At 72.7% G+C, this 23,284-nt stretch carries 17 protein-coding genes; 9 read left to right on the plus strand and 8 right to left on the minus strand.

Going from position 1 to position 23,284, the window contains the following annotated elements; all coding sequences use genetic code 11:
- Window positions 1-72: 72 nt before the first annotated feature.
- From meaB to EKH77_RS04360, 5 genes are all read right to left on the minus strand, one after another.
- On the minus strand, window positions 73-1,062 hold the full coding sequence (gene meaB, locus EKH77_RS04340) for a methylmalonyl Co-A mutase-associated GTPase MeaB (RefSeq protein ID WP_126913112.1): 990 nt from the start codon (window positions 1,060-1,062) through the stop codon (window positions 73-75).
- A 4-nt stretch (window positions 1,063-1,066) separates the two neighbouring features.
- Window positions 1,067-3,268: a methylmalonyl-CoA mutase gene (scpA, locus tag EKH77_RS04345; protein ID WP_126913113.1), complete on the minus strand. Its 2,202-nt coding sequence runs from the start codon at window positions 3,266-3,268 to the stop codon at window positions 1,067-1,069.
- Window positions 3,268-5,148, minus strand: a complete 1,881-nt coding sequence (locus EKH77_RS04350) for a methylmalonyl-CoA mutase family protein (RefSeq protein WP_126913114.1) — start codon at window positions 5,146-5,148, stop codon at window positions 3,268-3,270. Before EKH77_RS04350 ends, scpA begins: the two co-directional genes overlap by 1 nt.
- A gap of 82 nt (window positions 5,149-5,230) precedes the next feature.
- Window positions 5,231-6,262, minus strand: a complete 1,032-nt coding sequence (locus EKH77_RS04355) for a CinY protein (protein ID WP_126913115.1) — start codon at window positions 6,260-6,262, stop codon at window positions 5,231-5,233.
- A gap of 123 nt (window positions 6,263-6,385) precedes the next feature.
- Complete coding sequence (locus EKH77_RS04360) at window positions 6,386-8,473, minus strand: SpoIIE family protein phosphatase (protein ID WP_126913116.1); 2,088 nt, start codon at window positions 8,471-8,473, stop codon at window positions 6,386-6,388.
- 57 nt (window positions 8,474-8,530) lie between these two features.
- Between EKH77_RS04360 and EKH77_RS04365 the strand changes: the two genes are divergently transcribed.
- Entirely contained in the window at window positions 8,531-9,961 is a 1,431-nt protein-coding gene (locus tag EKH77_RS04365) for a lipase maturation factor family protein (protein ID WP_126913117.1), read from the plus strand.
- A gap of 140 nt (window positions 9,962-10,101) precedes the next feature.
- Here EKH77_RS04365 and EKH77_RS04370 read toward each other — a convergent pair whose 3' ends face one another.
- On the minus strand, window positions 10,102-11,523 hold the full coding sequence (locus EKH77_RS04370) for an NAD(P)/FAD-dependent oxidoreductase (RefSeq protein WP_126913118.1): 1,422 nt from the start codon (window positions 11,521-11,523) through the stop codon (window positions 10,102-10,104).
- 142 nt (window positions 11,524-11,665) lie between these two features.
- Here EKH77_RS04370 and EKH77_RS04375 point away from each other — a divergent pair, with 142 nt between their 5' ends.
- Together EKH77_RS04375 and ligD (EKH77_RS04380) are read left to right on the plus strand one after the other, a co-directional pair.
- Window positions 11,666-12,679, plus strand: a complete 1,014-nt coding sequence (locus EKH77_RS04375; protein ID WP_126917873.1) for a PHP domain-containing protein — start codon at window positions 11,666-11,668, stop codon at window positions 12,677-12,679.
- 47 nt (window positions 12,680-12,726) lie between these two features.
- On the plus strand, window positions 12,727-13,650 hold the full coding sequence (gene ligD, locus EKH77_RS04380) for a non-homologous end-joining DNA ligase (protein WP_126917874.1): 924 nt from the start codon (window positions 12,727-12,729) through the stop codon (window positions 13,648-13,650).
- A gap of 57 nt (window positions 13,651-13,707) precedes the next feature.
- On the opposite strand, the gene ligD (EKH77_RS04385) is transcribed toward ligD (EKH77_RS04380), so the two are convergent.
- Window positions 13,708-14,613, minus strand: a complete 906-nt coding sequence (gene ligD, locus EKH77_RS04385) for a non-homologous end-joining DNA ligase (RefSeq protein WP_126913119.1) — start codon at window positions 14,611-14,613, stop codon at window positions 13,708-13,710.
- 32 nt (window positions 14,614-14,645) lie between these two features.
- On the opposite strand from ligD (EKH77_RS04385), the gene EKH77_RS04390 reads away from it, so the two are divergent.
- Window positions 14,646-15,626 carry a Ku protein gene (locus tag EKH77_RS04390; protein WP_126913120.1) on the plus strand — a complete coding sequence of 327 codons (981 nt, stop codon included), beginning with the start codon at window positions 14,646-14,648 and terminating at the stop codon, window positions 15,624-15,626.
- A gap of 73 nt (window positions 15,627-15,699) precedes the next feature.
- Here EKH77_RS04390 and EKH77_RS04395 read toward each other — a convergent pair whose 3' ends face one another.
- Window positions 15,700-18,516 (minus strand): ATP-binding protein, encoded by a 2,817-nt coding sequence (locus EKH77_RS04395; protein WP_240667216.1) that lies wholly within the window; start codon window positions 18,514-18,516, stop codon window positions 15,700-15,702.
- Window positions 18,517-18,913: 397 nt separating this feature from the next.
- Between EKH77_RS04395 and EKH77_RS04400 the strand changes: the two genes are divergently transcribed.
- Genes EKH77_RS04400 through EKH77_RS04420 form a run of 5 tightly spaced genes read left to right on the plus strand, consistent with a single transcriptional unit; the run spans window position 18,914 to window position 23,248 of the window.
- On the plus strand, window positions 18,914-20,422 hold the full coding sequence (locus EKH77_RS04400) for an ATP-binding protein (protein WP_126913121.1): 1,509 nt from the start codon (window positions 18,914-18,916) through the stop codon (window positions 20,420-20,422).
- 28 nt (window positions 20,423-20,450) lie between these two features.
- Entirely contained in the window at window positions 20,451-20,837 is a 387-nt protein-coding gene (locus EKH77_RS04405; protein WP_126917876.1) for a roadblock/LC7 domain-containing protein, read from the plus strand.
- Window positions 20,834-21,208: a DUF742 domain-containing protein gene (locus tag EKH77_RS04410; protein WP_126913122.1), complete on the plus strand. Its 375-nt coding sequence runs from the start codon at window positions 20,834-20,836 to the stop codon at window positions 21,206-21,208. Before EKH77_RS04405 ends, EKH77_RS04410 begins: the two co-directional genes overlap by 4 nt.
- Window positions 21,189-21,812 (plus strand): GTP-binding protein, encoded by a 624-nt coding sequence (locus EKH77_RS04415; RefSeq protein WP_126913123.1) that lies wholly within the window; start codon window positions 21,189-21,191, stop codon window positions 21,810-21,812. Before EKH77_RS04410 ends, EKH77_RS04415 begins: the two co-directional genes overlap by 20 nt.
- Window positions 21,809-23,248 (plus strand): cytochrome P450, encoded by a 1,440-nt coding sequence (locus EKH77_RS04420; protein WP_126913124.1) that lies wholly within the window; start codon window positions 21,809-21,811, stop codon window positions 23,246-23,248. Before EKH77_RS04415 ends, EKH77_RS04420 begins: the two co-directional genes overlap by 4 nt.
- The last annotated feature ends 36 nt before the right edge of the window (window positions 23,249-23,284 follow it).

Consider the following 23,284-nt stretch of genomic DNA (forward strand, 5'->3'; position numbering starts at 1 on the left):
GGGAACTGCGCGACCGGCCACGGCGGCGCCGCGGCCGGCCGACGCCCCGTCGCGGCACTGTGGACTCCCGGCTCAGCCCGGCGGACGGAATGCTTCCAGTAGCCGCTCCGCGGCCAGGGCCGCCGTCAGGGTGCCCTCGCGCACCTGTCGTTCCAGGCCGGGGGCGAGCGCGCGGACGCCGGGGTGGTCGCGCAGCTCGGCGAGGAGGCGGTCGCGGACCATGGTCCAGACCCAGTCGACCTGCTGGTCGCGGCGGCGGGCGGCCAGGCCCCCGGTGGCCTCCAGGACTCCTCTGTGGGCCTCCACGCGCTCCCACAGGGTGTCCAGGCCGGTGCTCTCGCGGGCGCTGCAGGTGAGGACGGGCGGGTTCCAGGCGGCGTCGGGGGACCGCATCAGGCGCAGGGCCCCGGACAGTTCGCGGGCGGCGGCCTTGGCGTCGCGTTCGTGCGGTCCGTCCGCTTTGTTCACGGCGACGATGTCGGCGAGTTCCAGGACGCCCTTCTTGATGCCCTGGAGCTGATCGCCGGTGCGGGCCAGGGTGAGCAGCAGGAACGTGTCGACCATGTCGGCGACGGCGGTCTCCGACTGGCCGACGCCGACGGTCTCCACCAGGACGACGTCGTAGCCGGCGGCCTCCATCACCACCATGGTCTCGCGGGTGGCCTTGGCGACCCCGCCGAGCGTGCCGGCGGTCGGCGAGGGGCGGACGAAGGCCGCCGGGTCGACGGCGAGGCGCTCCATCCGGGTCTTGTCGCCGAGGATGCTGCCGCCGGTGCGGCTGGAGGAGGGGTCGACGGCGAGCACCGCGACCTTGTGGCCGAGCCCGGTGAGCATGGTGCCGAAGGCGTCGATGAAGGTGGACTTGCCGACGCCGGGCACCCCGGTGACGCCGATCCGGCGCGCCCCGCCCGCGTGCGGCAGCAACTCGGTCAGCATCCGCTGGGCGAGCTCCCGGTGGTCGGCGCGCCGGGATTCCACGAGCGTGATGGCGCGGGCGATGGCCGCCCGTTCGCCGTCCAGCACGCCCTTGACGTAGGCGTCCAGGTCTATCGCGCGGGCCATGGGCTCACAGCTCGTGGCCGAGGACCCCGGCGAGGGTCTTCAGCAGGTCGTGGGCGGCGTCCGGGATGACCGTGCCGGGCGGGAAGACCGCGGCGGCGCCCATCTCCAGGAGCGTGGGGACGTCCTGCGGCGGGATGACCCCGCCCACGACGACCATGATGTCCTCGCGGCCCTGTGCGGCGAGCTCCTCGCGGAGCGCCGGGACGAGCGTGAGGTGACCGGCCGCCAGCGAGGAGACGCCGACGATGTGGACGTCCGCCTCGACCGCCTGCCGGGCGACCTCGGCGGGCGTCTGGAAGAGCGGGCCGACGTCCACGTCGAAGCCGAGGTCGGCGAAGGCTGTGGCGATGACCTTCTGGCCGCGGTCGTGGCCGTCCTGGCCCATCTTGGCGACCAGGATGCGCGGGCGGCGCCCGTCCTCCCGCTCGAACGCCTCGACCAGCGCGCGGGTGCGCTCCACGCCGGACGACATGCCGGCCTCCTCCCGGTAGACACCGGAGATCGTACGGATCTGCCCGGCGTGCCGCCCGTAGACCTTCTCCAGGGCGTCGGAGATCTCGCCGACGGTGGCCTTGGCGCGGGCGGCGTTCACGGCGAGGGCCAGGAGGTTGCCGTCGAGGCCCGGGCCGGGGCCGGCCTCGGCGGCGCGGGTGAGGGCGTGGAGGGCGTCCTGGCAGGCCGTCTCGTCGCGTTCGGCGCGCAGCCGGCGGAGCTTGTCGATCTGGCGGCCGCGCACCGAGGAGTTGTCGACCTTGAGGACCTCGATCTGCTCGTCGCTGTCGACCCGGTACTTGTTGACGCCGATGACGGGCTGCCGGCCGGAGTCGATGCGGGCCTGGGTGCGGGCCGCGGCCTCCTCGACGCGGAGCTTGGGGATGCCGGCGTCGATGGCCTGCGCCATGCCGCCGGCGGCCTCGACCTCCTGGATGTGCTGCCAGGCGCGCCGGGCGAGGTCGTGGGTGAGCCGCTCGACGTAGGCGCTGCCGCCCCAGGGGTCGATGACCCGGCAGGTCCCGGACTCCTGCTGGATGAGCAGCTGGGTGTTGCGGGCGATGCGGGCGGAGAAGTCGGTGGGCAGGGCCAGCGCCTCGTCGAGGGCGTTGGTGTGGAGGGACTGGGTGTGGCCCTGGGTGGCGGCCATGGCCTCGACGCAGGTGCGGGCCACGTTGTTGAAGACGTCCTGGGCGGTGAGCGACCAGCCGGAGGTCTGCGAATGGGTGCGCAGCGAAAGGGACTTGCTGTTCTTGGGGTCGAACTGCTTGACGAGCCGGGCCCACAGCAGCCGGGCGGCCCGGAGCTTGGCGATCTCCATGAAGAAGTTCATGCCGATCGCCCAGAAGAAGGACAGGCGGGGCGCGAAGGCGTCCACGTCGAGGCCGGCGCCCTGGCCGGCGCGGAGGTACTCGACGCCGTCGGCGAGGGTGTAGGCGAGCTCCAGGTCGGCCGTGGCCCCGGCTTCCTGGATGTGGTAGCCGGAGATGGAGATGGAGTTGTAGCGCGGCATCTTCTGCGAGGTGTACGCGAAGATGTCGGAGATGATCCGCATCGAGGGCCGGGGCGGATAGATGTAGGTGTTGCGGACCATGAACTCCTTGAGGATGTCGTTCTGGATGGTCCCGGCCAGCTTCTCGGGCGGTACGCCCTGTTCCTCGGCGGCGACGATGTAGAGGGCGAGGACGGGCAGCACCGCGCCGTTCATGGTCATCGACACGGTCATCTTGTCGAGCGGGATGCCGTCGAAGAGCTGCCGCATGTCGTAGATGGAGTCGATGGCGACGCCCGCCATGCCGACGTCGCCGGTGACGCGCGGGTGGTCGCTGTCGTAGCCGCGGTGGGTCGGCAGGTCGAAGGCGACGGACAGGCCCTTCTGGCCGGCCGCCAGGTTGCGGCGGTAGAAGGCGTTGGACTCCTCGGCCGTGGAGAAGCCGGCGTACTGCCGGATGGTCCAGGGCTGGTTGACGTACATCGTCGGGTACGGGCCGCGCAGGTAGGGCGCGATGCCGGGGTAGGTGGCGAGGAAGTCCAGTCCTTCGAGGTCCTCGGCGGTGTAGAGGGGTTTGACGCCGATGCCCTCGGGGGTCTCCCAGAGGAGGTCCTCGGCGCTCTTGCCGGTGCTCTCCTTCAGGGCGGCGCGCCAGGCTCCGGGGTCGGCGGGGCCGGTGGCGGCGGGGCCGAGGTCGATGCCGGAGAAGTCGGGGATCCGCATCACGCCACTCCCATGCGGTCGAGGACGGAGGAGAGGACGGCGACGGCGTCGCCGCCGGCGAAGACGAACGCGTCGACTCCCGCCCGCAGACAGTCTTCCCGCAGCTCGCTCTTGGGCTTCCCGGCGAGGAAGACGGTGTCGGCGCCCGCTGCCTTGAGCGCCTCGGCCACGGCCTCGGCCTGCTCGGCGTAGAGGGTGTCGCTGGAGCACAGGCAGGCGATCGTGGCGCCCTCGGCGGTGAGGGCGTCGGCGGCGTCCTCGGCCGTGACCTGGCGGGTGACGGGCTCGATGCCGCCCGCCTGGAAGAGGTTGGCGGCGAAGGTGACCCGGCCGGTGTGGGCGGCGGCGGGGCCGAGGGCCGCGAGGAGGACGCGGGGCCGGGCGCCGGTGGCGGCGAGGTGGGCGTCCGAGCGGGCGCGCAGCGCCTCGTACGCCTCGTCGCGGCGGACCTTCGGCAGTCCGCCGGGGGGCGTGGGCGGGGCGGGTTCGCGGTGGACGGGCGCCTCGCCGAGGTGGGGGAACTCGCTGACGCCGGTGATGGGTTCGCGGCGGGTGGCCAGGTCGGCGGAGCGGGTGCGCCAGGTGTCGGCGAGGCGTTCGGCGAGGAATCCGGAGCGCAGGGCGGCGGCCTGGCCGCCGGCGCGTTCGAGGTCCTGGAAGAAGGCCCAGGCGGCGTGGGCGAGTTCGTCGGTGAGCCGCTCCACGTACCAGGAGCCGCCGGCCGGGTCGACGACCCGGGCCAGGTGGGACTCCTCCAGCAGGATCGAGGAGGTGTTGCGGGCGATCCGGCGGGCGAAGGCGTCGGGCAGGCCGAGGGCCGTATCGAAGGGCAGGACGGTCACGGCGTCCGCGCCGCCGACGCCGGCGCCGAGGCAGGCGATGGTGGTGCGCAGCATGTTCACCCAGGGGTCGCGCCGGGTCATCATCACCGAGGAGGTGACGGCGTGCTGGCGCTGGGCGCGGGCGGCGGGCGTGGCGCCGCTGACCTCGGCGACGCGGGCCCACAGCCGGCGGGCGGCGCGGAGTTTGGCGATGGTGAGGAACTGGTCGGCGGTGGCGGAGTAGCGGAACTCCAGCTGGGAGCACGCCTCGTCGACGGTGAGTCCGGCGGCGGTGAGGGTGCGGAGGTAGGCGACGCCGGTGGCCAGGGAGGCGCCCAGTTCCTGGGCGGGCGAGCCGCCGGCCTCGTGGTGGGGCAGCGCGTCGACGGTCAGGGCGCGCAGGCGCGGGTGGTCGCGGACGCACAGCGCGGCGAGGCGGGCGGCGGCGTCCAGGGCCTCGGCGGGGTCGGCGTCGGTGCCGGTGCGGGCGAGGGTGCCCAGGGGGTCGGCGCCGAGGTTTCCGGCGGCCGCGTCGCGCGGCAGGCCGCGCTCGGCGTACAGGTCGAGCAGCTTGCGCGCGGCGGCCTCGGACTCCTCGCCCGCGTCGAGGACGACGGGGGCGAGGTCGAGGTAGACGCCGTCGAGGGCGGCGGGGAGGGCCTCGACGGGCAGTCCGGCGCCGCCGACGGCGATCCACAGGGAGGTGACGCCGTTCTCGAGGTCGGCGAGGACGGCCTCGTTGACCCGCCGGGGGTCGGGGCCGCCGTGGTGCTGGCGTACGTCCCAGCCGGTGAGCGCGGTGCCCTCCGGCCGCCCGCCGCGGACGAACGGGGGGAAGCCGGGCGGGCCGGGCACCGCGCCGCCGTCGTCGGCGGTGTAGAGGGGACGGGTGGCGAGCCCGTCCTGGAGCGCGGTGGCCAGTGCGTCCTCGGCCGCCGGTCCCTCGGCCGCGGTGCCCGTTTTGCTCAGCACGCCTGTGACAAGGCGCTGCCACTGCTCACGGGACGCGTCCGGGAACTCGGCAGCCAGGTGGAAGCCGTCGTCGGGCAGGACCGTCATGGGGGGAAGGCTAGTGAGCGGCCGCGTCCCGCAGCAGGGGCAACCGTTGTGACCTTGGCCTCTTCCCGGTGGAACGGGGGATTCAGCTCTTGGGCGCGCAGTCGCGGGCCGGGGCGTCGTGGGTGAGGGCGCAACCGATGGTCTCCGCGCGGTCCTTGCCGTACGTGGCGGTCAGCGCGGCGCGGAAGTCGGCCCACTGGCGGCGGGTGTCGGCGACGGCCGCGTGGACGGCGCGGTCGAAGTTCCCGGCGACCTTGCCCCGGGGGGTGGTGGGGCCGCTGGTGGCTCCGGTGGCCGGGTCGATGACGCCGGTGTCCTTGTTGAGGCCCGCGTGCTGGACGTGGCGGGCGCAGCCGAGCGGGAGGAGGGAGAAGCAGCCGGTGGTCAGGTCGGCGGGGACGGCCGAGGCGGCGGGCGGGCGGCCGGTGCCGAGGGTGAGGAGGGGGGAGGGCGCGGGGCGGTCGAGGCCGGGCGGGTTGTCCTTGCCGAGGGGGCCGTCGGCGGCCTTGTCGGTCCAGTTGCTGTGGGAGTAGAAGTCCTGGACGCCGTGGAGGGCGCGGCCCAGGCCCTCGATGGCCTCGCACTTGTCGCGGCCCCCGATGCCGAGGGTGAAGGTGCAGTCCTTGGTGAGGTCATTCTCGCCCGGGACGACCTTGCCGTCCGCCGTGACGGTGCCGCCGGCGGCGGTGACCCCCTCGGTGAAGCGGGTCTGGAGCTTGGTTATGCAGGCCAGCAGCTGCCGGGTGGCGTCGGCGCGGTCGCGCGGGTAGCCCGGGGTGGCGAGGAAGTCGGCGTTGTCGCAGTGGGCGGCGGGGACGACGATCTCGTCGGTGTCGGGTGCGCCGACCGCGCCGAAGGTGCCCTTGTGGCCGGCGAGCTGGTCGAGGGAGCGGGGTTCGAAGCAGGTGCCGTCGGACCGGGTGCCGGGGGCGCAGGCCAGGGCGGCGCGGGTGATCGCCTCGTGTTCGGCGTGCTGCCCGAACGCGCTGACCGTGCCGAAGGCCCGGGCGGGCCCGGCCTGGGCGATGAGCAGCACGGCGGGGGCGAGGGCGGCGACGCCCAGGAGCTGGCCGGCTCTGCGGCGGAGGGGGTGGTGGTGGCGGGGGGTACCCATGGTTTTCGGCCTTGTCGACGGTCCGTCAGGGGGGATTGCGTCAACAGTTGACCCAAGAAGACCGGAATTTGCAATTCCTTTGCACCGAAGGGTGTATAGGGCATGAACTCCGGGACAACCGGTTCAGTCGTCTTCGTCCGGAACCGGGTGCCGGTCGGGCACCACGAACTCGCACCAGACGCACTTGCCGTTCCCGCGCGGCTCCACGCCCCAGACGTCCGCCAGCCGGTCCACGAGCAGCAGCCCGCGCCCGGACACCCCCGACTCGCCGGGCTCGCGGCGGCGCGGCAAGACGCTGGACTTGTCCTCCACCTCCACCCGCACCCGCCGTTCGCGCCCGGTCAGCATCCGGATCGTCACGACGGCCGCGCCGTCGGTGTGCAGGAGGGCGTTGGTCACCAACTCGTCGGCGACCAGCTCGATCTCGTCCGAGCGCTCCCGCGCGCCCCACGCCCGTACCGCGGCGCGGATCATGTGCCGGCCGGCCGAGAGGGCCTCGGGGTCCGCGGGGGCGATGTGCTGCTGGAGCCGGCCGCCACCGCGGGCGGCCGGGCCCTGGCGGCGCAGCAGCAGGACGGCCAGGTCGTCCTCGCCCATCCGCTCCCCGACCACGCCGCACAGCAGGTCGGCCAGCTTGTGGAGGTCGTAGGGGCCTTCGCGGACCAGGGCGCCGAGCCGCCGCATGCCCTCGTCGAGATCGGAGCCGGGCTGCTCAACGAGGCCGTCGGTGAACATCAGCAGGGTCTCCCCCGGGTCCAGTTCGACGGTCGTCACGGGGTAGTCCAGCCGCCCGAACTCGGCGGAGAGGCCGAGCGGCAGCCCGCCCGAGACGGGCAGCCGGCGGCAGGTGCCGTCGGCGTGCCGCAGCATGGGGTCCACATGGCCGGCGCGGACCAGCTGGACGACCCCGGTGGTGAGGTCGGCCTCCGCGTAGGTGCAGGTGGCGAAGCGGTCGGTGTCCAGCTCGTGGAGGAAGGACGAGGCGCGGGCCATGACCGTGGCGGGCGCGTGCCCCTCGGTGGCGTACGCCCGCAGGACGATCCGCAGCTGGCCCATCACGGCGGCGGCGTGGGTGTCATGGCCCTGGACGTCGCCGATGACCGCCCCGACCCGGCCGCCGGGCAGCGGGATGGCGTCGTACCAGTCGCCGCCGATGTCCCGGCCCATCCGGGCCGACCGGTAGCGCACCGCGATCTGCGCGCCGGGGACGTCGGGGATGCGACGCGGCAGCATGGACTGCTGGAGGCCCTCGGCGAGGTCGTGCTCCTGGTCGAAGAGCATCGCCCGGGCTATGGCCTGCGCCAGACTGCTGCTGAGCGCGATGAAGAGGTTGCGCTCCTGCCGGGTGAAGCCGCGCGCCTCCCGGTAGAGCAGGCCCAGCGCGCCGATGGGCCGGGCCTGGGCGACCAGCGGCAGATAGGCGGCGGAGCAGATGCCGATGTCCTTGATGCGCTCCCACAGCCAGGGATAGTGGGTGGAGAACTCCTCGGGCGACTCGATGAACCGGGGCGAGAGGGTGCGGATGACCTCGCTCATCGGGAAGTTGTCGTCGACGCGCGTGTAGCGGGTGCCGGGGATGAAGTGCTCCGAGGGCCCCTCCGCGACGAGGTGGATGCGGCCGGACTCCAGCAGGCCGAGGACGAGCAGGTCGGAGCCCAGGTGCTCGAGGGCGCGGGCGTCCCGGAAGAAGTCGATGACGTCCTGGACGGTCCGGGCGTGCGCGAGGGCGGCCGTCGTGGTCTCCACGACCGTGGTCTGGTGGCGGCGCTCCTCGTCGGTCTCCCGGGGCCCGGTCCGGCCCAGCTCCTCGGTGGCGTCACGGACGACGCCGATGATCCGGCAGGGCCGCCCGTCGGCGTCGCGCCGGATGCGCCCCTGGGTGTAGGTCCAGCGCTGGGAGCCGTCGGCGCAGCGGACCAGGTAGTAGCCGCCGTAGCTCTCGCTGCCGTCCTTCAGCGCCCGGGCCACCATGGTGTCGAGCCGGGCGGCGTCCGGGCGCGAGACGCGGTACGTCAGATCGGTGATCCGGCCGTGGAACCGCTCCGGCGGCACCTCCAGGAGCTCCAGCGCCTGCGGGTCCAGGTGCAGCCGCCCGCTGATCAGGTCCCAGTCGAAACCGCCCATGCGATTGAGGGCGAGCACCGTCTCCGGGCGGGCGGGCCAGTCGTCCGGCGGCGGGACGGCGGCAGGCGTCGCTCCCCGATCAACCATAGAGTCACTCTGCCATCTTTTGTCCGTTTCTTCGATGTGACCGGTGCGGAGGGTGCCATGGAGTGGTTCACGGCATCCGGCTACTGGCTGAGCCGGCTGCTCCTGACGCGGGCGCTCGCCGCGATCTACCTGGTCGGCTTCGTCTCGGCGGCCCTGCAGTTCCGCGCGCTCATCGGGGAGCGCGGCATGCTGCCGGTCCCCCAGTACGTCGCGTACGTGCCGCCGCGCCGGGCGCCCAGCGTCTTCCAGTTCCACTACTCCGACCGTTTCTTCGCCGCCTGGGCCTGGACGGGAGCGCTGCTGTCAGCCGCGATGGTGGCGGGCGCGGCCGACGCCGTGCCGCTGGGCGCGGCCATGGCGATGTGGGCCGCGCTGTGGGTGCTCTACCTGTCGATCGTCAACGTGGGCCAGACCTGGTACAGCTTCGGCTGGGAGTCCCTGCTGCTGGAGGCCGGCTTCCTGGCCGTCTTCCTGGGCAACGCCCGGACCGACCCGCCCGTGCTCACCCTGTGGCTGATGCGCTGGCTGCTCTTCCGCGTCGAATTCGGCGCCGGGCTGATCAAACTGCGCGGCGACCCCTGCTGGCGCGATCTGACCTGCCTGTACTACCACCACGAGACCCAGCCCATGCCGGGGCCGCTGAGCTGGTTCTTCCACCGGCTGCCGAAGCCCCTCCACCGGGTGGAGACGGCCGCCAACCACGTCGCCCAGTTGGTCGTACCGATCGGGCTGTTCGCCCCACAGCCGGTGGCGGGCGTCGCCGCCACGGTGATCATCTGTACCCAGCTCTGGCTCGTCGCCTCCGGCAACTTCTCCTGGCTCAACTGGCTGACGATCGTCCTCGCCCTCTCCGCCGTCGACGGCGCGGCCCTCGCGGAGCTGCTGGGCCTCCCCCGGCACGCCCCGGCCGGCGCCGCCCCGCTCTGGTTCGAGGTGCTGGTGCTCGCCGCCGGCGCGCTGGTGGTCACGCTGAGCTGGTGGCCGGTGCGCAATCTGCTGTCCGCGCGGCAGCGCATGAACATGTCCTTCAACGCCTTCCACCTCGTCAACACCTACGGCGCTTTCGGCAGCATCAATCGCAGCCGCTACGAGGTCGTCGTCGAGGGAACGTCCGATGAACGGCTCACCGAGGACACGGTGTGGAAGGAGTACGGCTTCCGGGGCAAGCCCGGCGACCCCCGCCGGCTCCCCCGCCAGTTCGCGCCGTACCACCTGCGGCTCGACTGGCTGATGTGGTTCGCCGGGATCTCCCCCGGCTATGCCCGGGAATGGTTCGGCCCCTTCGTCGAACGCCTGCTGACGGGCGACCCGGCGACCCTGCGCCTCCTGCGCCACAACCCCTTCCCCACCACCCCGCCCACCCACGTCCGCGCCCGCCTCTACCTCTACCGCTTCACGACCTGGCGCGAACTCCGCGAGACGGGCTGCTGGTGGCACCGGACGCTGGTGCGCGAGTACTTGCCACCGGCACGGCTGGCGCGGCCGTGAGGGGGGTCCGGGGGGCTTGCCCCCGGGAAACGGGAAGGGGCGGGTCAGGGGCCTGTCTCCCGCCGCGACGGCGACCGGCCACGACGGCGCGGCCCGGCGGTGCCGACCTGCCCGCTGAAACCGGGGCCGCCGACCGGCCGTCAGGCCGGCGCCAGGCCCGCCCGGGCCAGCTCGGCCGCCGTGATCGGCGGCTCCGGGGGCGGCAGCCGCCGGGGCCCGCGAGCCACCCGTGCCAGCACCGTGGGCGTGAACAGCGCCGACATGGGCGCCGCCAGCGTCATCACGTTCACCATGGCCCGGGTCAGGGCCGGGTCCACCGTCGCGGTCAGTATCATCCGCTGCACATAGCCCCGCAGCAGCCGCGCCGCCGCCGGCGGCCGCTCCCCGATCGCGCCCGGGTAGTGGATGTCCTCGCCCACGGCCATCGCCCAGGGCCCGTCCACCGTCCGGGCAACCGCGCGCTGCGCCCGCCGGGCCGACCGGGGGTCGCCGAGGACCTCCCCCGCCAGGACCTCCCGCAGGGCGACCGCGCCCGCCGCGGCGACCGACATCCCGTGCCCGTAGACGGGGTTGTACGCCGCCACCGCGTCCCCCGTGACGACGAAACCGCCCGGCCAGGAGGCCATCCGCTCGAAGTACCGGCGGCGGTTGACCGTGGAGCGGTTGAGCCGCACCCCGGTGAGCGGCTCCGCGCCGGCGATGAGATCGGCCACCAGCGGATGCCGCAGCCGGCGCGCGAACGGCTCGAACTCCGCGTCCTCCCGTGAGGGCTCGCCGCCCCTCGTACCGGACAGGGTCACCAGCCAGCGCCCGCCCTCCACCGGGTGCATCGTCACGCCCTGGCCCGGCAGCAACGAGTCGGGGCGCGGCGCGACGCTCACGACGGGGAAATCCTCCGCGCCCAGGGGCGCCCGGAACAGCCGCGTCGCGTAGACCAGGCCCGAGTCGACGGTCTCCTCCCGGACGGCGGGCAGCCCCAGCTCCATCAGCCACCGCGCGGCCTGCGAGCCCCGCCCGGTGGCGTCGACGACGAGCGCCGCCGGGAGCGGCCGCGCCTCGGGCGCGCCCGCCTCGCCGATCCGCACGCCCGTCACCCGCCGGGCGTCGCCCAGGAGCCCGTGGACCTCGACGCCGTCCCGGAGCGTGATCCGCGGGTGGGCCAGCACCCGTTCCCGCACCACCGCGTCCAGCAGGTCCCGGCTGCACGAGATCAGGAACTGCGCCTCCGGCGTCCGGGGGATCCAGCCCTGCGACGACAGCGACACCAGCGCCGTCGGCAGCGCCACCCGCCGGGCGCCCCCGGCGAGCCACCGGTCGGTGATCCCGGGCAGCAGCGACTCCACCGCCCGCGCCCCGCCCGCGAGCATCAGATGCGCGTGCCGGGCCTGGGGCAGCCCCTTGCGGGGCAGCGCCCCGGACGGCAGCCGGTCCCGCTCGACGACCACCACCTCGTCGGCGTGGTCCGCCAGGGCCGAGGCGGCCAGCATCCCCGCCATCCCGCCGCCCAGCACCACGGCCCGGCGCCCGGGAACGACACCGCCGTCACTGTGCGCATCGCTCATGCCCGCTCCTTCTCCGTCGCGGTGGAACTCCGCACGGTCCGCCCATACGGGATGGTCTGCCCATACCGCGCCGGCCCGGAATACATGCGCACCGCTCCGCCGTACCGCACGGTGGTGGTGTGGAGGTGGTGCCATGGGTGGCATGGAGCCCGTGGAGGCGCTGGAACGCGTCGCGTTCCTGCTGGAGCGCTCACAGGCGCCGACGTACCGCGTGAAGGCGTTCCGGACGGCCGCCGCCGTGATCCGCGACCTGCCGGACGAGGAGCTGCGGCGCCGCGCGGCCGACGGCTCCCTGACAACGCTCAAGGGCATCGGCCCCAGCACCGCGGGCGTGGTCACCGAGGCCCTCACCGGCCGGGCGCCCGGCTATCTGGCGAAGCTGGAGGAGGCGGCGGGCGCCCCGCTCGTCCAGGGCGGGCTGGCCCTGCGCGAGGCCCTGCGCGGCGACTGCCACCTCCACTCCGACTGGTCGGACGGCGGCAGCGGCATCGAGGAGATGGCCCGCGCCGCCCGCGCGATCGGCCACGAGTGGGCCGTGCTCACCGATCACTCCCCCCGGCTCACGATCGCCCGCGGACTGTCCCCGGACCGGCTGCGCCGGCAGCTCGACGTGGTCGCCGAGGTGAACGCGGAGCTGGGCGACGGCTTCCGGCTGCTGACGGGCATCGAGTGCGACATCCTCGCCGACGGCGCGCTCGACCAGGAGGAGGAGCTGCTGGAACGGCTGGACGTGGTGGTCGCCTCCGTCCACTCCAAGCTGCGGATGGACGCCCCGGCCATGACCCGGCGGCTGGTGGCCGCCGTCGCCAGTCCCCTCGTGGACGTCCTGGGCCACTGCACCGGACGGCTGTACGGCGGGCGGACCCGGCCGGAGTCGGAGTTCGACGCGGACATGGTCTTCGCCGCCTGCGCCCGCTTCGGCACCGCCGTGGAGATCAACTCCCGCCCCGAGCGGCTCGACCCGCCGCGCCGGCTGCTGCGCCGGGCACTGGACGCGGGCGCGCTGTTCGCCATCGACAGCGACGCCCACGCGCCCGGCCAGCTCGACTGGCAGATCTACGGCTGCGCCCGCGCCGAGGAGTGCGGCGTGCCCGCCGACCGGGTCGTCACCACCTGGCCGGCGGACCGCCTGCTGGACTGGGCCGGTTCGAAGTGAACGCCCCGCTGGACGCCCCACTGCCCGAGCGCACCTCGATCCGGCCGATGCTGGCCACCCCCGGGCCACTGCCCGCCGAGGGCGAGGACGCCCACTGGGCCTTCGAGGTCAAATGGGACGGCGTGCGCTGCGTCGCCGACACCCCCGGCGACGGCACCCTCCGCCTGGTCACCCGCACAGGCAACGACGCCACCCGGACCTACCCCGAGCTGCAGGCCCTCGGCGAGCAGTTGCACGGCAGGCCCGTGGTGCTCGACGGCGAGATCGTGGTCCTGGACGCGGAGGGACGCCCCGACTTCGGGCTGCTCCAGCGCCGGATGAACATCGCCAACCCGCGCCGCGCGGCGCACCTGGCCATGGAGTACCCGGTGCACCTGATGGTCTTCGACATCATGTACCTCGACGGCGTCGTCCTCACCGACCTCGGCTACCGCGAGCGCCGGGCCGTGCTCTCGGGCCTGGGCATCGGCGGCCCGAACTGGTCGGTGCCCGCCCACCTGGAGGGCCAGGGGAGACGGGCCTGGGACGCCACGCTCAGCAGCGGCTTCGAGGGCGTGATCGCGAAACGGCTGACCTCGCGGTACGCGCCGGGCCTCCGGTCACCCGACTGGCGCAAGATCAAGCATGTGATCACCCTCGACGTCCTCATCGGCGGCTGGACCGAGGGCCAGGGCCGGCTGACGGGCCTGCCCGGCGCGGTGCTGGCCGGGCTGCGCGAGCCCGAGGGCCTGCGCTACGTGGGCTCCGTGGGCTCGGGGCTCGCCGAACGGGAACGGGCCGACCTGGCCCGCTATCTGACGGTCGTCCAGCGCCCCGACTCCCCGTTCACGGGCCCGGTCGACGTACCGGCGGCGCACTGGGCCGAGCCCCGGCTCGTCGCGGAGGTCGTCTTCAGCGGCTGGACGGCGTCCGGCCGCCTCCGCCACCCCACGTGGCACCGGCTCCGGCCGGACCTGACGGACCTGGCGTGAGCGCCGTCCCCGCCTGACGGCCCGGGCGGTGAGCGCCGCCCTCGGTTCCGGCCCCGCTCACGGCAGTGGGGCCCTCGCCCGTCCTCCTCCCAGGCCCACCAGCGGGTCGCCGTGTTCGGCGACGCGGCCGAGGACCTCCTCCGGGCCGAAGGCCAGGTCGGCCGGGTCCTGGCAGCCCGCGACCTCGTCCCAGGTCACCGGGGCCGCGACGCCCGGACGGTCCGGTGTCAGGCGCACGGAGTACGGCGCCACCGTCGTCTTCGCGCTCGCGTTCTGCGACCAGTCGATGAGGACCTTGCCCCGGCGCTCGGCGCGCGCCATGGAGACCACCACCAGCCCGGGGTGCTCGCCCATCATCCGCCCGGCCAGCTCCTTGGCGTACCGGGAGGCGGCCCGGCCCGGGGCGGGCCGGATGGGCGCGTAGAGGTGGAGCCCCTTGGACCCGGAGACCACCGGGTACGCGGTGAGCCCGTCGGCGTCGAGGAGCTGGCGCAGCCGCTGGGCCACCCGGCAGCAGACGACGAGATCGGTGCCGGGGCCGGGGTCCAGGTCCAGGACGAGGCGGTCGTGCCCGTCCGGGCCCGCCTCGGCCGTCCACTGGGGCACGTGCACCTCGTACGCCCCCAGGTTCACCATGGCGACCAGCGCGGCCGTGGAGTCCAGCACGATCTGTTCGGTGAGCCCCTCCCGGTGTTCCACCGGGACCCGGGGCACCCAATGGGGGGAACCGGGAGGCGGATTCTTGGCGATCCAGCTCTGCCCGGCCGGTCCCTCGGGCGCGCGGACGAACGAGGTGGGACGGCCTCGGGCGTACGGCAGCAGCGCCGGGGCGATCCGGGCGTAGTACCGCAGCACCTGCGCCTTGGTGTGCCCCGACCCGGGGAAGAGCACCCGGTCCAGATGGGAGAGGGCCAGTCGGTGACCCTCGACCTCCACCACCTGCCGGTCCGACGAGGCGGGCATAAAGTAGGAATTCCCCCTGGAGGGACGGATCTATGCGGACGATGTGGAAGGGCGCCATCGGTTTCGGCCTGGTCTCCGTGCCGGTACGGCTCTACGCCGCCGTCCAGGAGCACGGGCTCAGGCTCCACCAGGTCCATGACGAGGACGGCGGCCGCATCCACCTCAAGCGCGTCTGCGACGCGTGCGGCAAGGAGATCGACTACGAGCACGTCGCCAAGGGCTTCGAGGACGACGAGGGCAACACGGCCGTCGTCACGAAGAACGAGCTGGCGGGCCTGCCGCTGCCGAGCAAGAAGCTCATCGACGTCCTGGCCTTCGTCGACGCCGACCGCATCGACGCCCTGCGGCTCTCCGGCGCCTACTACCTCGCCCCGGAGAGCGCGGCAGCCGACAAGCCCTACGTCCTGCTGCGGGAGACGCTGAAGCAGACCGAACGCGTCGCCGTCACCAAGATCGCGCTGCGGACCCGGGAGTCGCTGGCCCTGCTGAGGGTCCACGAGGACATGCTGGTCCTCCACACCATGTACTGGCCGGACGAGATCCGCGACAGCAAGGGCCTCGCCCCGTCCTCCTCGGTCACCGTGCGGCCGCAGGAGCTGAAGATGGCCACGAGCCTGATGGACACGCTGTCGGAGGACTTCGACCTCGACACCCTGGAGGACGAGTACGAGATCGCCCTCGGCGAGCTCATCAGCGCCCACCTGGACCACCGGCCGGCGCCCCGGAAGAAGACCACGGCCGCGCCCGACAATGTCATCGACCTGATGGCGGCCCTGCAGGCCTCCATCGATTCGGCGAGCGGGAAGGGCGCCCCCGCGAAGGCGGCGGCGAAATCCACGCCGTCCGGGCGTGCAAAAAAGACCGCGGAATCGAGCAGAGGGACGAACAAAAAGACTGCGGCCAAAAAGACCACCACAAAGAGCGGCTCTTCGAAGACTCGTACGACGAAGACCAGCGCTTCGGCGACGACGAAAAAGACCGCTGCCAAAAAGACGGGCCGCCGCGCCTCCTGAGCCTGTCACCCCGGGCCGGCGGCCCCTCTCCACTTGACGCCCCGTCGTCAACCCACGGCGTCAACACGGGAACTCAGCCCGTGGGCTCGGCCTCCTCCTCGATGGCCTCCTCCTCGACGCCCAGCTCCACGAGCTCCGCCCGGGCGGTACGGACCAGCCCGTCCGCGCCGCAGCGCTCCGAAAGCTCCAGGCCCTCCCGCAGCCGCTCCACCGCCTCGGCCTGCTGACCGCACTCGCGCAGCGCGACTCCATGGTCGACCAGTGCCGCCGCGAGTTCGTAGCGACAGGGCGACTTCCGCAGATGGGCGACGGCCTTGCTCAGCCTGTCCGGCCGCTCTCGCGGCGCGTCCACCTTCGCCGCCAGGCGCAGCGCCTCGCCGATGGCCGTGTCGGTGCCGAACCGCATGGCGTGCTGGATCGCCTGGCTGACCAGGGTCCGGGCGCGCTCCGGCTCCTCGTCCTTGATGGCGAAGGCCAGGTCGAGCGCCCAGGGAGCCCAGAGGGTGTTGTGCCGACCGCGCTCTTCGAGCCTGCGCCCGGCGGCCTCCAGCTCCTCGATGGCCTCCTTCGTCTTGCCCCTGGCGAGCAGCAGCCTGCCCGCCAGACAGGCGGCGTCCGGAAGAACGATCGCGGGTGAGTACGGCGGGAGGAAGGAATTGGCCTCCGCCACCTCCTGGGCCTCGTCGATCTTGCCCCGGGCGATGAGGGTGTCGATCAGCAAGCACGTGCCGTCCCACTGGATGGGCAGCCCGGGGCCGAGCCGGTGGGCCAGGCCCAGCCCCTTGCGCAGGGCCTGCTCGGCCTCCTCCAGATCGCCTCGACGCCGGAGGACCAGCCCCCGGAAGTCATGGGCGAACGCGAGATGGGCACCGCTCCAGCCGGCGATCTCGAAGGCGCGCACGGCCTGGTCGAAGAGCTCCCCGGCCTCGTCGAGCCTGTCGAGATAGGAACAGACGATCCCGATCTGGCTGGGGATCTCGAAGCCCCACTCCGCGTTGGTCCAGCCCAGACCGTCGGGGAGCTTGCCGTCCACCAGGACCCGGTCGATGAACTCGCCGACCTCCAGGGAGTTCTCGCTGCGGAGCGTCCCGTCGAAGGCACGCAGCACGAGCAGGGTGCGCTCGGCGTTGTCCCGGCCCTCCAGGTCACGGGCCAGCTCGGCGATGCGGTGGGAGCGGCCGATCGCGTCCTCTTCCTCCACCTGCACGCCCTGCCACATGTAGTGGGCCGCCTGGAGGCGCATCCGCCCCGGGCCGGCCGGGATGCGCTTCGCCTGGTCGGCGACCACCCTGGCGGCCTCGTCGAGCTGGCTGTTGTGCGCGTAGGCCTGGGAGAGCCGGAAGGTGGCGTCGATGCGCAGGTCCTCGCCGAGGTCCGGCAGGTCCAGGGCGGCGCGGAGGTGGTTGATCGTCGTCTTGGGTGACGTCAGCAGCGCGGCACAGCCCAGCTCGTAGAGCAGCATGGCCCGGTCCTCCTCCGGCGGAGGCTCCAGCAGCGCCCGCTCCAGACAGCGGCGGGCCGCGTCGGGGGCACCGACGGCGAGGTGCTCCCTGGCCGCCGCGCGCAGCTGGCCGACCACGTCCGCGTCGGCGTCCGGGTGCACTTCCAGCAGGTGCCGGGCTGAGACGGCGACGCCCTTGCCCGCGTCGGCGGAGAGCCAGGCGGCCTGCCCGTGCATGGCGGTGCGGGTGCCCGTCGGGATCGCCCGGTAGACGGCGGTGGCGATGAGCGGGTGGACGAACTCCAGCGTGGTGTCGCCCGTGAGGATCCGGGCCTCCCGGAGCTGGTCGGCGCGCTGCTTGGCCTCGGTGGGGCCCATGCCGGCCAGGTTGGCGGCGAGCGTGAGCTCGATCTCCGTACCCAGGACTGCCGCCGCGTAGGCGAACCGGGTCACGGCGGACCCCAGCTGCTCGAGCCGGGCGACCAGGCCCTTGCCCCGGGCGGCGGCACCGAGCTCGCGCAGCAGGGCGGCGGATTCCTCGACCGGATCCATGTCGCGGTCCCGTGCCTTGGCTATCAGCTCGACGGCCTCATAGGCGTTTCCGCCGGTGACCGCCCAGACCTCGCGGCAGAACGGATCGTCCGCCCCGGGGCCGAGGGCTTCGCGCACCAGCCCGGCCACCGCCTCGGGGGTCAGGGCGTGCAGCTCGACAGGCCGGGCCACCCGCCCGGCGACCAGCTCCTTGAAGCCCGGGGTGTGGTCGGGAAGTTCCTCCGGCCGGTAGGCCAGCACGATGAGGAGCGGCATCTCCGTCAGCCGTACGGCGAAGGAGGTGAGCCACGTCAGGGACTCGGGGTCGACCCAGTGGGCGTCGTCGACGATGACGACCAAGGGCTTTCCCTTGAAGGCGAGTTGAGTGATCACCCAGTCGAGTCCGTCGCGCACGCCCTGGGGGTCGGCCAGCGGGCCGACGGGCGGGGTGATGCCGAGCGCCGGGCCGGCGATGTCGTGCCAGTCGCCGAGCAGCTCCCGCCGGGCCTCCTGGGTCATCGCGGCGAGCTCGGGCTGGAGGAGCTGCCGGACGACGGTGAAGGGGACTCTCTCGGCGGACTTGCTGCCGCGCCCGAAGAGCACGGCGCAGTCGTCACGCTCCCCGGCGACGCGGCGCACATGGGTGAGCAACGCCGTTTTGCCCAGGCCCGCTTCACCGCTGATGAGCAGCAGGCCGCCTGCCTTCTCGGCTACACCCTCGGTCTCACGGTCCTCTTCGGCACGACCGGCCTCGAGGACCTCTTCGTTCTCAGTGCTCTCCTTCTGGACCTCGCACTGCATCTCACCCTGGATCTCACGGCCGCAGAGGCCGTACACCGCCCGCTCGACGACGGATAGCTCGCGCTCTCGCTCGAACAGGGCGGCAGATAGGACGCGTTCACGCTGTTGCCCCGACATGACGGTGTCTCCCCGGAGGATGTGGTGGAGCGAGCCTAGCCCCGTCCACCGGCCAAGGGGCAGGGTTCGGTGGACGGACCACCCGTGAGCGTGACCTTCGCCCTGGCCGCGCTTCGGGCCGAACGCGCCCCCTGCCATTCGGAAATGCATTCGCCCACTCGGGCGTGGGCCATTATGAAGCCTTTCGAATTCGCTCGTCAGCTCATTCCGCGAATATGACAAGTTCGCGCCGGGAGCGTCCGACGACCGGCTACGCTCCATGTCGCGCAGCGGGCCGACGTGTGTACGGCCCGCCGCGGTCAAGTGCTGTGCTGCCGCCGTCTTTCCCGCCCAAGAAGCGAGGAAAATGCCGCGCTCCGGCACCCACTCCCTTGTCTCAAGAGTTCCGAGGATCTCGATGGTTGGTACAGGCTCGTCGGCTCCCAGGCGGCCCGCCTCCGCGCTCATATGGCTGATCTCCCCACTGGTGCTGGCCGTGTGCGCGGTCACGGCGGTCCTCTCCGTGACCCCGGCGGCGCGCGCGCCTGTGGTCTGGTGCGGAGCGGCCGCGACCGTCGCGGTGGGGCTGGCCTCCGCCGAGGCGGCCCGGCGCGGCAGGGTGATCGCGGGGCTGCGCCGGCGCCTGGCCGAGCGGGAGGCGCTCCTCCAGCGCCGGCTGGACCAGCACGACGCCGAGACCTGGCGCTTCGCCCGGGACGTCCTCCCCGAGGCGCTCAAGCTGATGCGCCGCGGCGCCCCCACCGACCAGGTGGTCAGGGTCACCGTCCCGGCCCATGAGCTGGAGCCCGGCTTCTCCGCCGCGCACCGGGCCGTGGTGCGGTCCGTCATCGAGGCGGTGCAGCAGGAGGAGGCGCTGCGTGACGCGGCCCACCGGGCGTTCGTCAACATCGCTCGCCGCATGCAGGCGATCGTGCACCAGCAGGCGTACGACATCCGGGAGATGGAGCACAAGCACGGCAACAACCCCGATGTCTTCGGCGACCTGCTCCACCTCGACCACGGCAACGCCCTGACCGGCCGTCTCGCGGACAGCATCGCGGTTCTGGGCGGCTCGCGCCCCGGCCGTCAGTGGCGTTCCGAGATCCCGCTCTACAACGTGCTGCGCGGTGCGATGTCCCGCATCCTCGAGTACCGCCGTGTGGACCTCCACTCCGTGGCCGACGTCGCCGTGGTGGGTCCCGCCGTCGAGCCGGTCATCCACGCCCTGGCCGAGCTGCTGGACAACGCCACCCGCTACTCGCCGCCGCAGACCCGGGTCCATCTGACCGCCGTCGACATCCAGTCCGGGATCGCGGTCGAGATCGAGGACGCCGGCGTCGGTCTCACCGACGAGGCCCGCCGCCGCACGGACCGGGTGCTGTCCAAGGAGGGCGGCCTGGACCTGGACGACCTGGGCGAGTCCCCGCGGCTGGGGCTGGCGGTGGTCAGCCGGCTGGCCAACACCTATGACTTCATCGTGTCGCTGCGGCCCTCGGCCTACGGCGGCGTCCGCGCGGTGCTGGTCATCCCGCCGAACCTGATCACCGCGAGCAGGTTCCCCGGCGGCGACATCGCCCGCGCGCCCAAGCTCCCGCCCGCCAAGAAGAAGCGGCGCCCGGGCTCCATCCCCCTCCAGCCGTCCGAGACGCCGATGATGGACAGCCCCGTGCCGCCGCCGATGGGCGACGGCGGTCTGCCCCAGCGCCGTCGGCGGCGCGGGCCGGCCCCGCTCCCCTTCGGCCGCGGCGCGGCCGCCGAGCGTGCCCGGAACGCGGCCGAGGGGCGCACGCCCACCCCGTCCGTGCCCGAGGAGCCGCCCGTACAGCCCGGAATGTGGCTGGCCGCGTTCACCAGCGGCATCAACGGCGAGCTGCACGAGCAGAACGGGCGGCCCATCACTGATAACCCGTCAGACAAGGAAGAGTAGCCAAGTGACGCAGCAGCCGCGGTTCAACATGGACTGGATGCTCAAGGACCTGGCCACCAGCGTCCCCCAGACCCGCCACGTGATCGTGCTGTCCTCGGACGGCCTGCGCATGGCCCAGCACGGTACGGACACGGAGGTCGCCGACCGCCTCGCCGCCGCCTGCGCCGGACTGCAGAGCCTCTCGACGGCCATCGCGCAGGAGTTCCCGCACGGGGACGGGGAGATGCGCCTGGTGGTGATCGAGGTCGACGGCGGCTTCTTCTACCTCATGGCCGCCGGGGCCGGGGCGTATCTGGCCGTGCTGGCCGACGACGACGTGGACGCCGGGCTGATGGGCATGAAGATGCGGGATCTGGTGGCCCGCATCGGCTCCCATCTCACCAGCCCGCCCCGGGTCGGCGGGGCGGCCACATGAACGGTTCCCGACCCGACAACGAGCCCGGTGCGGAGCCACCCGGCAATCCGGACAGGCTGTACATCCTCAGTACGGCGGAGACACGGGCCAGGCCCAGGACCCACCTCGATCTGGTCACCCTGATCGTCTCCCGCACGGAGCCCGACCCCGGCCTCCAGCCCGAGCACGCCGCCGTCGTGCGGATGTGCGACTTCCCCCTCTCGGTCGCCGAGATATCCGCCTATCTGGAGCTGCCGGTGAGCACCCTCACCCCGATGCTCACCGAGCTGCTCTCCGACGGAAAGGTCGAGGCCCGCCCGCCCGTACCCGCGGCCGCGCTGCCCGACGTCCGAATCCTTGAGGCGGTGATGCATGGACTACAGAAGCTCTGAGAGCTACGCCGGGCCGCGCAGCGAGGACACCCTCCCCGCCACGGCCACCGCGGCCGTCAAGGTCGTCATCGTCGGGGGCTTCGGGGTCGGCAAGACGACCCTGGTGGGCTCGGTCAGCGAGATCCGTCCGCTGACCACCGAGGAGACGATGACGCAGGCCGGTGTCGGCGTGGACGACCTCGCCGGCATCGAGCAGAAGACCGAGACCACGGTGGCCATGGACTTCGGCCGCATCAGCATCAACGACCAGTTGGTGCTGTACCTGTTCGGCACGCCCGGCCAGGAGCGGTTCTGGTTCCTCTGGAACGGCCTCTTCGAGGGCGCCCTCGGCGCGGTCGTACTCCTCGACACCCGCCGGATGGAGGTCAGCTATGACGTGATCGGCCGCCTGGAGGAACGCGGCGTCCCCTTCGTCGTCGGGGTCAACGCCTTCCCCGGAGCCCCCAGATACCCCGTGTCGGAACTCCGCGCGGCCATGGACCTGGACGATTCCGTCCCCATGATCGACTGCGACGCCCGCGACCGCGCTTCCTGCCGCGACATCCTGATGGCGCTGATGCGCTACCTCTACACCCTCACGACCGTCTCCCCGGAGCCCCAGTGACCAACCCCCCCGAACACGCCCGCACCGACTCCCTCATGGCCCCGCCGCCGGGGTGCCCGGCACACATCGGCGCGTCCCACGCGGGCGCGTCCCGGCTCTACGGCCCGGAGGCCGAGTCGGACCCCTACGGGCTGTACGAGCGGCTGCGTGCCAAACACGGTCCGGTCGCGCCGGTGCTGCTCTCCGGCGATCTGCCGGCGTGGCTGGTGCTGGGGTACCGGGAGAATCTCGACGTGGCACGGACGCCATCACGGTTCTCGCGGGATTCCCGGCACTGGCGCGAGTTCCGCGAGGGCAGGGTGCCCCCCGATCACCCACTGGCGCCCGTCACCGCCTGGCAACCGATCTGTGTCTTCGCCGACGGCGAGCAGCACGAGCGGTGGCGCGGCGCCGTGAACGACAGCATCGCGCGCTTCGACAAGCGGGGCATCCGCCGCCATGTCACGCAGTGCGTCAACCAGCTGGTCGACCATTTCTGCGCCGATGGTCGCGCGGATCTCGTGAGTCAGTTCGCCGAGCATCTGCCGATGATGGCAATGACGCAGCTGCTCGGCATGCCCGAGGAGGCCAGCCCCCGGCTGGCCAATGCCGCTCTCGACATGCTCAGGGGAACCGAGACGGCGGTCGCGAGCAATGACTTCCTCCAGGAGACGCTGCGCGAACTCGTAGCGCGGAAGCGCGTCCAGCCCGGAGCCGACTTCACCTCCTGGTTGCTGGAACATCCCTCCGGCCTTTCGGACAACGAGGTGCAAGAGCACCTGCGGCTCGTTCTGATCGCCGCATACGAATCCACCGTCAACATCATCGCGAACACCCTCAAGATGGTGCTCACCGATGTCCGCTTCCGAGCCTCCCTGGCAGGCGGGCACATGACGCTTCCCGATGCTGTCGAGCAAGTGCTCTGGGATGAGCCACCGTTCATCGCCATCCTGGGCCGCTGGGCGACTCAAGACACGGAGCTCGGCGGGCAGCAGATCAAGGCCGGCGACGCGCTGGTGATGGGTCTGGCCGCCGCCAATATGGACAAGGTGGTCCGGCCGGACCTGGACGCGCCAATCCACGGCAACCGCGCCCATCTCGCCTTCAGTGGCGGAGCACACGAATGTCCCGGTCAGGACGTGGGACGAGCCATCGCCGGCACAGGACTCGACGCCCTGCTGTGGCGGCTGCCCGATCTCACGCTCGCCTGTGATGAGTCAGAACTCAATTACCTTTCGGCCATGATGAGCCGCCGCCTGACCGAACTGCCGGTGAAGTTCACGCCACACCAGCCCCGGCTCTCGGAGCTCGTCGACTACGAGTCGGCGTCAGCGCAGCCGGGCGCGCCGAGCGGACGGACGACCGCTCCGGCGACGACTCCCGGCGAGTCGTCCCCTGCGCGTTCCTCGTGGTGGAAGTCGCTCATGAAGCGGAAGTGGCTGCGCCGCCGTTGCTGATCTTATGAGGCCGGGTTCTCCATGACGCCGCCAAGA

Source organism: Streptomyces luteoverticillatus (assembly GCF_003970715.1).
GTDB lineage: Bacteria > Actinomycetota > Actinomycetes > Streptomycetales > Streptomycetaceae > Streptomyces > Streptomyces abikoensis.

Bases quoted from the DNA above. Each gene is read 5' to 3' on its own strand.
- meaB (WP_126913112.1), bottom strand. From the start codon at position 1,062: ATGGCCCGCGCGATAGACCTGGACGCCTACGTCAAGGGCGTGCTGGAC.
- scpA (WP_126913113.1), bottom strand. From the start codon at position 3,268: ATGCGGATCCCCGACTTCTCCGGCATCGACCTCGGCCCCGCCGCCACC.
- EKH77_RS04350 (WP_126913114.1), bottom strand. From the start codon at position 5,148: ATGACGGTCCTGCCCGACGACGGCTTCCACCTGGCTGCCGAGTTCCCG.
- EKH77_RS04355 (WP_126913115.1), bottom strand. From the start codon at position 6,262: ATGGGTACCCCCCGCCACCACCACCCCCTCCGCCGCAGAGCCGGCCAG.
- EKH77_RS04360 (WP_126913116.1), bottom strand. From the start codon at position 8,473: ATGGTTGATCGGGGAGCGACGCCTGCCGCCGTCCCGCCGCCGGACGAC.
- EKH77_RS04365 (WP_126913117.1), top strand. From the start codon at position 8,531: ATGGAGTGGTTCACGGCATCCGGCTACTGGCTGAGCCGGCTGCTCCTG.
- EKH77_RS04370 (WP_126913118.1), bottom strand. From the start codon at position 11,523: ATGAGCGATGCGCACAGTGACGGCGGTGTCGTTCCCGGGCGCCGGGCC.
- EKH77_RS04375 (WP_126917873.1), top strand. From the start codon at position 11,666: ATGGAGCCCGTGGAGGCGCTGGAACGCGTCGCGTTCCTGCTGGAGCGC.
- ligD (WP_126917874.1), top strand. From the start codon at position 12,727: ATGCTGGCCACCCCCGGGCCACTGCCCGCCGAGGGCGAGGACGCCCAC.
- ligD (WP_126913119.1), bottom strand. From the start codon at position 14,613: ATGCCCGCCTCGTCGGACCGGCAGGTGGTGGAGGTCGAGGGTCACCGA.
- EKH77_RS04390 (WP_126913120.1), top strand. From the start codon at position 14,646: ATGCGGACGATGTGGAAGGGCGCCATCGGTTTCGGCCTGGTCTCCGTG.
- EKH77_RS04395 (WP_240667216.1), bottom strand. From the start codon at position 18,516: ATGTCGGGGCAACAGCGTGAACGCGTCCTATCTGCCGCCCTGTTCGAG.
- EKH77_RS04400 (WP_126913121.1), top strand. From the start codon at position 18,914: ATGGTTGGTACAGGCTCGTCGGCTCCCAGGCGGCCCGCCTCCGCGCTC.
- EKH77_RS04405 (WP_126917876.1), top strand. From the start codon at position 20,451: ATGGACTGGATGCTCAAGGACCTGGCCACCAGCGTCCCCCAGACCCGC.
- EKH77_RS04410 (WP_126913122.1), top strand. From the start codon at position 20,834: ATGAACGGTTCCCGACCCGACAACGAGCCCGGTGCGGAGCCACCCGGC.
- EKH77_RS04415 (WP_126913123.1), top strand. From the start codon at position 21,189: ATGGACTACAGAAGCTCTGAGAGCTACGCCGGGCCGCGCAGCGAGGAC.